This window comes from Pseudomonas sp. SDT291_1_S447 (genome assembly GCF_054070155.1).
Window position 1 is genome coordinate 1 of sequence record NZ_JBSVXS010000180.1, and the last position, 7,984, is coordinate 7,984.

Annotated in this window: 9 protein-coding genes; 6 read left to right on the forward strand and 3 right to left on the reverse strand. The window is 57.9% G+C overall.

Features of this window, described 5'->3' with window-relative positions:
- Positions 1 to 120 precede the first annotated feature (120 nt).
- From ACW9IR_RS27745 to ACW9IR_RS27760, 4 genes are read left to right on the forward strand one after another with little or no spacing between them, the layout of a single operon-like run.
- Positions 121 to 525: a MarR family winged helix-turn-helix transcriptional regulator gene (locus ACW9IR_RS27745; protein WP_007919794.1), complete on the forward strand. Its 405-nt coding sequence runs from the start codon at positions 121 to 123 to the stop codon at positions 523 to 525.
- Positions 526 to 578: 53 nt separating this feature from the next.
- A complete protein-coding gene (locus ACW9IR_RS27750; RefSeq protein ID WP_102900831.1) occupies positions 579 to 1,787 on the forward strand; it encodes an MFS transporter in 1,209 nt (402 codons plus the stop codon).
- Complete coding sequence (locus ACW9IR_RS27755) at positions 1,784 to 1,906, forward strand: hypothetical protein (protein ID WP_256586225.1); 123 nt, start codon at positions 1,784 to 1,786, stop codon at positions 1,904 to 1,906. The genes ACW9IR_RS27750 and ACW9IR_RS27755 overlap by 4 nt, the downstream gene beginning before the upstream one ends.
- Before the next feature lie 54 nt (positions 1,907 to 1,960).
- Positions 1,961 to 2,521, forward strand: a complete 561-nt coding sequence (locus ACW9IR_RS27760; RefSeq protein ID WP_007919788.1) for a glutathione peroxidase — start codon at positions 1,961 to 1,963, stop codon at positions 2,519 to 2,521.
- 180 nt (positions 2,522 to 2,701) lie between these two features.
- On the opposite strand, the gene ACW9IR_RS27765 is transcribed toward ACW9IR_RS27760, so the two are convergent.
- The 3 genes from ACW9IR_RS27765 to ACW9IR_RS27775 all read right to left on the reverse strand — a co-directional run bounded on the left by ACW9IR_RS27765 (position 2,702) and on the right by ACW9IR_RS27775 (position 5,101).
- Complete coding sequence (locus ACW9IR_RS27765) at positions 2,702 to 3,973, reverse strand: OmpP1/FadL family transporter (RefSeq protein WP_102900832.1); 1,272 nt, start codon at positions 3,971 to 3,973, stop codon at positions 2,702 to 2,704.
- A gap of 146 nt (positions 3,974 to 4,119) precedes the next feature.
- Positions 4,120 to 4,602, reverse strand: coding sequence for a hypothetical protein (locus ACW9IR_RS27770; RefSeq protein ID WP_095114106.1), 483 nt, complete (start codon positions 4,600 to 4,602; stop codon positions 4,120 to 4,122).
- A 274-nt stretch (positions 4,603 to 4,876) separates the two neighbouring features.
- Positions 4,877 to 5,101, reverse strand: a complete 225-nt coding sequence (locus ACW9IR_RS27775) for a hypothetical protein (RefSeq protein WP_034156218.1) — start codon at positions 5,099 to 5,101, stop codon at positions 4,877 to 4,879.
- 962 nt (positions 5,102 to 6,063) lie between these two features.
- On the opposite strand from ACW9IR_RS27775, the gene ACW9IR_RS27780 reads away from it, so the two are divergent.
- Positions 6,064 to 6,387 carry an SEL1-like repeat protein gene (locus ACW9IR_RS27780; protein WP_095119969.1) on the forward strand — a complete coding sequence of 108 codons (324 nt, stop codon included), beginning with the start codon at positions 6,064 to 6,066 and terminating at the stop codon, positions 6,385 to 6,387.
- A 175-nt stretch (positions 6,388 to 6,562) separates the two neighbouring features.
- On the forward strand, positions 6,563 to 7,927 hold the full coding sequence (gene rmuC, locus ACW9IR_RS27785; RefSeq protein ID WP_176470067.1) for a DNA recombination protein RmuC: 1,365 nt from the start codon (positions 6,563 to 6,565) through the stop codon (positions 7,925 to 7,927).
- The last annotated feature ends 57 nt before the right edge of the window (positions 7,928 to 7,984 follow it).

A 7,984-nucleotide genomic window follows, 5' to 3' on the forward strand; every position in this document is an offset into this window, starting at 1 on the left:
GAAATGCGATCTCCTGTGGGAGCGAGCTTGCTCGCGAAGGCGGCCTCACCGGCAGCACAATGTTATGGGTAAACTCATCTGTAACTTGATTTAACACAGTCGCGGGTATATACACGCATCATGCTTCCTTCTCAGTGTTTGTGCACCAACCTGCGTCGCGCCGCTCGTGGCGTCAGCAGGCATTACGACGGCGCTCTCGACGGCTTCGGGATCAACGTTGCCCAGTATTCTTTGCTGTGCAATCTGCAGCGTCTGGATCAACCGAGCATCTCGGAACTCGCCGAAGCCATGGGTCTTGATCGCAGCACTCTCGGGCGCAATCTGCGGGTGCTGGAAGGTGAGGGGCTGGTGGCGCTGGCCGAGGGCGAGGACATGCGCAATCGCATCGTCAAACTCACCGAGACCGGCGTGCAACGCCTGGCAGCAGCACTGCCGGCCTGGGAAGCGGCGCAGCAGCGGTTGATCGATCGACTGGGTGCCGAGAAGCGTGAAACCTTGCTCAGATTGCTGGATGAACTGGCCTGAGGCCGGTTTTTTCCAAACTCAAGCGGGTATATACCCGCAAGCGGAGAATAACAATGACATCGATGTGGCGTACGTGCGGTTGGGTGTTGGTCGGAAGTGCGCTGATCCTGGCGTTGTCATTGGGCGTGCGGCACGGTTTTGGCCTGTTTCTGTCACCGATGAGCGCGCAGTTCGGCTGGGGGCGCGAGGTGTTTGCCTTCGCCATTGCCTTGCAGAACCTGATCTGGGGCTTGGCGCAACCGTTCACCGGCGCATTGGCTGACCGCTTCGGCGCGGCAAAAGTGGTGCTCATTGGTGGGCTGCTCTACGCGGCGGGTCTGGTGTGCATGGGCCTGTCCGACTCGGCGGTGACGCTGTCACTGAGTGCCGGTCTGCTGATCGGTATCGGACTTTCGGGCACTTCGTTCTCGGTCATTCTTGGTGTCGTGGGTCGTGCTGTGCCGCCAGAGAAGCGCAGCATGGGCATGGGTATTGCCAGCGCCGCCGGTTCGTTCGGCCAGTTCGCCATGTTGCCGGGCACGCTGGGCCTGATCGGCTGGCTCGGCTGGTCGGCCGCGCTGTTGGTGCTGGGCCTGCTGGTGGCGCTGATCGTGCCGCTGGTGAGCATGCTCAAGGACAAGCCGTTACCAGTGCTTGGCCATGAACAAACCCTGTCCGAGGCCCTGCGCGAAGCCTGTTCGCATTCGGGTTTCTGGTTGCTGGCATTCGGCTTTTTTGTCTGCGGTTTTCAGGTGGTGTTCATCGGTGTGCACCTGCCTGCGTATCTGGTCGATCAGCATCTGCCCGCCAGTGTCGGCACCACGGTGCTGGCGTTGATCGGCCTGTTCAATATCTTCGGCACCTACACCGCCGGTTGGCTCGGCGGGCGTATGTCCAAACCGCGTCTGCTGACAGCGTTGTACCTGTTGCGCGCGGTGGTGATTGTGCTGTTTCTGTGGCTGCCGGTGACGACCACGTCGGCCTACCTGTTTGGCATGGCCATGGGCTTCCTGTGGCTGTCGACGGTGCCGTTGACCAACGGTACGGTGGCGACCTTGTTTGGTGTGCGAAACCTGTCCATGCTCGGCGGCATCGTGTTCCTGTTCCATCAGCTCGGCTCGTTTCTCGGCGGCTGGCTGGGCGGGGTGGTGTATGACCGAACCGGGAGTTATGACTTGATCTGGCAAGTGGCGATTCTCTTGAGTCTGCTGGCGGCGGCGCTGAACTGGCCGGTGCGCGAGCGTCCGGTCGCACGTCTGCAAGCCGCTGCGAGCGCCGTATGAGTCAACTCTGGTCACGAATCGTCATCACCGCACTCGGCGCCGCATTGCTGGCGCTGGTGTGGTGGGGCTGGCATCAGGGTGGTCTGGCGTTGATGCAGTTGGGCATGAGCATTTGCTAGAAACAGGCATGGCGAGTAACGTCAAACTCTGACGACTGCTCAAGGATGCTCGACATGCTGATGCGCTGGTGTGCTGTTCCCGCGTTGCTGATGGCGTTGACTGGTCTGGCCCAGGCCGCCGACTGTCCCGAATTGCTGCAAGGCTCGCTGCCCAAACTGCGAGCCAAGGAATCCATCGATCTGTGCAAACAGTACGCCGACAAACCGTTGGTGGTGGTCAACACCGCAAGCTTCTGCGGTTTCGCGCCGCAGTTCGAAGGCCTGGAGGCGCTGCATAAGCGCTACGAAGGGCAAGGGCTGGAAATGCTCGGCGTGCCCTCCAATGACTTCAAGCAGGAGTCCAAGGACAGCGCCGAGACCGCCAAGGTCTGTTACGCCAATTACGGCGTGACGTTCGCCATGACCGAGCCGCAGAAGGTTCGTGGTGATGATGCTACACATCTGTTCCAGGTGCTGGCCGCACAGAGCAGCGCACCGAAGTGGAATTTCTACAAGTATGTGGTCGATCGCCAGGGCAAGGTGATCGCCAATTTCTCCAGCCTGACCAAGCCCGATGATCCGGAATTTATTGCCGCGATCGAAAAGGCTATCGCCTCGAAACCCTTGAAGCCCTGATCTGTAGGAGCTGCGGCACGCTGCGATCTTTTGATTTTAAAAAAACAGATCAAAAGATCGCAGCCTCGTTGCACTCGACAGCTCCTACAGGTCGCACAAATTTCAGGCATTAAAAAGCCCCGCTTTCTGCAAAGAGAGCGGGGCTTTTTGTGGGCGAGGGATTAACCCCGCCGCGCAGCATCAGAAGCGGTAAGTAGCGCCGACACCGAAACCGTTTGCCGAGTTTTCATACTTGGCGTCGTAGCTCTGGCCACGGTTGTTTTCGTTGCGGATCTTCACTGACTCTTCTTTCAGGTACGAGTAAGCGACGTCGATGGTCAGGTCGTCGGTCGGGCTCCAGCCGGCACCGATACTGAAGATGGTGCGGTCGCCAGTCGGAATGCGTGGCGAACGGTCTTCGTTATTGGTCGGCGACTGGTCGAAGGTCAGACCGGTACGCAGTACCCATTCCTTGTTCAACTGGTACGAAGTACCCACGGCGTAGGCCCAGGAGTCATGCCAGTTCTGGTCTTCGTTGATCGAACCGAACTGGCCAGCCAGCAGCGGCTGCACACCGGAGTTTTTCACGGTGATTTTTTCCAGCTGGCTCCAACGGGTCCAGGTGGTACCGGCATACACGTTCCAGCGATCGTTGATCGCCTGGGTAACCGAGAGGTCGACCGATTCGGGTGTGGTGATCTTCAGCGAAGCGTCGTACTTCTGGCTGGCGCCCAGACCGACTGCGGCCAGTGCGCCGTAGTTGACCTTGGTGTTGCCTTCGAGCTTGTAGTCGACTTTCGAGTGATAGGTCAGGCCCACGCGAGTGGTGTCGGTGGCTTGTACCAGCAGGCCGACGTTGTAGCCCAGGGCGGTGTCGTCACCCTTGATCTTGACCTTGCCGTCCGGCAGGGCTTGAGTGATCGACAGGTTGGATTCCAGCGCACCGTCAATGCGGTTGATGGTCGGGCCGAAACCGATCGACACCTTGTCGTTGAAGGCGTAGCTGATGGTCGGTTGGAAAGTGATGACTTGCACTTCGGACTTGCTGCCGAAGTAACGGCCGGCAAAGCCGTTTTCATAATCAGTGATCAGGCCGAACGGCACATAAACACCGAGGCCGAATGCCCAATGCTCATCGATCGGTTTCACGTAGAAGCCCATAGGTACAGCGGTGAAAGGCACCATGTCGCCTTTGTTGCTGCCGCCGTTAGGGCTGGAGCTGGCATTGCTGATATCGGTATGAGCATCGACAACGGCTACACCACCGGTAACTTGTTCACGCTTGATGCGCGACATGCCGGCAGGGTTGCCATAAACAGTACTTGCGTCGTCAGCAGAAGAAGATCGCCCGGCAAAACCAGTCCCCATCCCACTGATGCTTTGTTCGTTGAGGGCAAAGCCGGCCGCGAAAATTTGAGTGGAGGCAAGGGTAACGGCGAGGCTAAGGGTGGTTTTGAGCATGACTTTTTTCATTATTAGAACTCCTGATGATCACCGGGGCGAAAATTACCAACATTTTCGTCCCAGCGCTATAGTCCGTATGCCTTGAGTTAGAGCGGTTTTGTAGGACAATCCGACCAAAATCGCGACCTGTTGTGCGATCTTCTGAAACCGGTCGGTCAGCAGGCGACCTGATTCACCGTTGAAACACAGGTGTGCCAGGCGTAAGTGAAGTCGCGCAGGCGACCTTGGGGTTGAAAGGTCTGACGCCAGATACGCGCCATTCCCAGCAAATCGTTGGAATCGGGGAGGGTGGGGTTTTGTTCTTCAACCAGCAGCCAGGCAATAGCCGTGGCGTAACGCAGATTCACCGTCAGTTCCAGATGCGGGCCAGTCAGGAAAGCATGCTGGCTGGCGAGGCCGCGAACCAGGCTGGCGCGTTCCGGATCGAGTGCCAGGTAATCATCCCAAAGGGCTTGATGGCGGTGCTCGGCGATGCGGTAAAGCCCGTGGCCGCGGCGGTCATGCAGGGCGGAACCCAGGGCTGACTGGCTGGCGGCGATGCCGAGCAGCAGAGATTCGGCAGTCGCGCTGTGACGTCCCAGGTAGATCAGCGTGGGACGGATCACGTAGCGGCACAGTTCGCTGGCAGCGATACCCATAAAACCCTCGGTTCTTGTTATTGATGGCGAGTCCTGAAGGGGGGCTTGGCAGCAGTGGATCGGTTCAGGCTCGCCGCAAGCGGATCACGCCGCTTGAGTTGAAGTGTAGTGTCATATTCGCGACGTAAAGGCCTGTTTTTAAAATATTTCCGGCTTCGAGTTATAACCGTTATATCCGTTGGTACTTAAGCGCCAACGGCTAAAAGTGAAACATCAGGCAATAAAAAGCCCCGCATTTTGTGCGGGGCTTTTGCTTTTGCAGCCTTTTCGGCTCTCAGGCAATCAATGCCTGACGGGTACGGTCGATCACGGCCTGCAGCGGTTCGGCGCTGGAGTACTGATCGGGGTACAGACGCTCGCTGTGGCGGGCGATACCGTGTTCGTTGACCAGTGTGAAGCTGAAGCAGCCTTTGCGAGCGGCCATGATCAGGCAGTTCATTGGTGCAAAAGCGTTGGTTAGGGTGCGAATGGCATCCTGAGTATGGATTTGAGTAGACATAGTTATTAGGTGTTCCTACAAATGACACGGATAAGAACCGTGCAACGTTAAAACGTTCCAGTAACGTCGACCACCATTGGTCGAACGAAGAACCCGACTGGAACAAAGCAGCCAGTTTGAAGCGCAATTAAGTTGGCGCGCTTGGGCTGGCAGGTAGGTACTTAGGAGGGCAGGCAACACATCAAGGGCAAAGGTTCTGGGCCCGGGGTGAAGATCCTGATCAATTTGCAGGTTGGTTCGGTCAGAGTAAGTGGTCTTCGCAACACCCTTCGCATCATTCGAAGGCAGTGTCGTCGCAAGATTTACCTGGAAACCATCGAGGGGTCGTTCCCGCTTTTTTCGGTAGGGCTTCTTGGTAGAAGGCTGACCGTGGGGATGTGTTCGACCGGAATTGACTTTCAGCTTGGTACTAACGCCGCGGATACTAACGGATCGAAATGCTTAAAGCAAACCCTGGTTTGAAAAAGACTGAAATCGACCACTGCTTCAGCTCCGCTGATCTGCAGAATCAGCCCAGATGGTGCAGATTGCTACCGTCGGTCGGTGTAGCTCCACTCACAAAACTGTGTGTTTACGCCGCTTATCCCCAGAGTCATGGTGAAAACGCTCGGAAAAAGTGCATCGATATAACCCAGTAACAGGTACTTGTGCACATTAGTTGCGCGACCTGTAACGGCACTGTCACATCAATCCTGACCCCGATGACTGCCTGTAACGAAAGTTTAAGTCAATGAAAAACATCGCTTTTTTTTGTTGGTGAAAAAATCGTCAGTTTGACTGCGGGCCCCATTCCATAAGGCTTTGCGAGGGTTGGAGGGCGGTTGTCCACTGAGTTATCCACAGCTTCTGTGGATTGTCCCGAGCGCTTGCTCTAGGACGGGCGTGCCGGGTTGTTTTTCGACTTTACCTGTAAGAAAAAGAGAGTAGAGTGGCGCGCCTTCCGATTCGTCCCACAGTGCTTTATGAAGTTTCGCTCAGTATCAGACTCTGTAACCTCAGAACCTCCCCGTGTTACTCCGCCCAAGCGCTTTACCGTTCGCGTTGCCGAATGGCTGCTCGACAGCCCGCGCCTGAGCGCCAGCCACAATGCCAAACACCTCGCTGGCCGCCTGCTCAAGCAACCGGCGCGTGAAGGTGTCGTCGCCGCGCAAAGCCGTCTCGGTCAACTGATGTGCCGCGAGTGCGGTAACGCTCGGGATCGGCGCATCGGTCAGGATCTGCTGCGCCAGGCCGCCCGCGCTGGTGATCGTCGCGCGCAACAGGAACTCGGTCTGCTCGAAGACTGAGCTGTCCAAGACCTGACACCTTGGTTAACCTTCAGGCTTTATCGAATCGGCAGGAGTCGTTATGGCTATGGACTTGACCAGCGTGTTGCTCGGTCTCGCAGGGGCAGGGCTGCCATTGTTGGCACTCACCTGGCAACTGCAGCGCCGGGCGAGCAATGGCCAAGCCGAGGTCGCCTTGCTCGAAGAACGGCTGGCCATGGCCCAACTGGCCCAGGACGGACTCAACGCGCAACTCGACGCCAGCCGCGATGAAGTGGCCGATCTCGGCCAGGCCAATGCCGCCAAGCAGGCTGATCTGGCCGCTCTGCGCCGGGAAGTCGAACTGTTGCAGATCGAGCGTGACGACGCCCGCGATGCCTCCCACGCCTGGAACCTCGAACGCGCCAATAAGGAAGCTGAGCTGCGCCGCCTCGACGCACAGGCCGCTTCGCTGAACGCCGAACTGCGCGAACAGCAGGAAAGTCATCAGCAACGCCTCAGCGACTTGCAAGGTTCGCGCGATGAACTGCGCGCGCAGTTTGCCGAACTGGCCGGGAAGATCTTCGATGAGCGTGAGCAGCGTTTTGCCGAGACCAGTCAGCAACGGCTGGGACAATTGCTCGATCCGCTGAAAGAACGCATTCAATCCTTCGAAAAACGTGTGGAAGAAAGCTATCAGGCCGAGGCCCGCGAGCGCTTCTCGCTGGCCAAGGAGCTGGAACGGTTGCAGGCGCTCAACCTGCGTCTGAGCGATGAAGCCACTAACCTGACCCGCGCCCTCAAAGGCCAGAAAACCCAAGGCAACTGGGGCGAGCTGATTCTTGAGCGTGTGCTCGAACACGCCGGTCTGGAGAAGGGCCGAGAGTACCAGACGCAGGTCAATCTCAAAGGCCCGGACGGCGAGCGCTTCCAGCCTGACGTGATCATCTATCTGCCGGGCGACAAGCAAGTGGTGGTGGACTCCAAGGTGAGCCTCACCGCCTATCAGCAATACGTGGCTGCCGACGACGACAGCCTCGGGCAGATTGCGATCAAGCAGCATGTCCTGTCGTTACGCAATCACGTCAAAGGCCTGGCCGGCAAGGACTACAAGCGTCTGGAAGGGCTGCACAGCCTCGATTTCGTTTTGCTCTTCGTGCCGATCGAAGCGGCGTTTTCGGCGGCGTTGCAGGCGGAGCCATCACTGTTTCAGGAAGCCTTCGACCGCAACATCGTCATCGTCAGCCCAACCACCTTGCTGGCGACTTTGCGCGTGATCGACAGTCTGTGGAAGCAGGAGCGTCAGAGCCAGAACGCCCGGGAAATCGCCGAGCGCGCCGGGTGGCTGTACGACAAGTTTGTGCTGTTTATTCAGGATCTCGACGAGGTCGGCAATCGTCTGCAACAGCTGGATAAAGCCTACAGTTCAGCGCGCAACAAGCTCACCGAGGGGCGCGGCAATCTGGTCAGTCGCAGTGAACAGCTGAAGTTGCTCGGTGCGCGGGCGAGCAAAAGCTTGCCGGCGGATTTGCTGGAGCGGGCGATGACCGATGTCGATGGTCTCGTCGAACTCCCTGAATAAAGATCAAAAGATCGCAGCCTCCGGCAGCTCCTACAGGATGTACGCCGTACCCATGCA

What these genes read in the sequence shown, in the direction of transcription:
- ACW9IR_RS27775 (WP_034156218.1), bottom strand. Translation starts at nt 5,101, where the DNA reads ATGTCTACTCAAATCCATACTCAGGATGCCATTCGCACCCTAACCAAC.
- ACW9IR_RS27745 (WP_007919794.1), top strand. Translation starts at nt 121, where the DNA reads ATGCTTCCTTCTCAGTGTTTGTGCACCAACCTGCGTCGCGCCGCTCGT.
- ACW9IR_RS27755 (WP_256586225.1), top strand. Translation starts at nt 1,784, where the DNA reads ATGAGTCAACTCTGGTCACGAATCGTCATCACCGCACTCGGCGCCGCA.
- ACW9IR_RS27760 (WP_007919788.1), top strand. Translation starts at nt 1,961, where the DNA reads ATGCTGATGCGCTGGTGTGCTGTTCCCGCGTTGCTGATGGCGTTGACT.
- ACW9IR_RS27780 (WP_095119969.1), top strand. Translation starts at nt 6,064, where the DNA reads ATGAAGTTTCGCTCAGTATCAGACTCTGTAACCTCAGAACCTCCCCGT.
- ACW9IR_RS27750 (WP_102900831.1), top strand. Translation starts at nt 579, where the DNA reads ATGACATCGATGTGGCGTACGTGCGGTTGGGTGTTGGTCGGAAGTGCG.
- ACW9IR_RS27765 (WP_102900832.1), bottom strand. Translation starts at nt 3,973, where the DNA reads ATGAAAAAAGTCATGCTCAAAACCACCCTTAGCCTCGCCGTTACCCTT.
- ACW9IR_RS27770 (WP_095114106.1), bottom strand. Translation starts at nt 4,602, where the DNA reads ATGGGTATCGCTGCCAGCGAACTGTGCCGCTACGTGATCCGTCCCACG.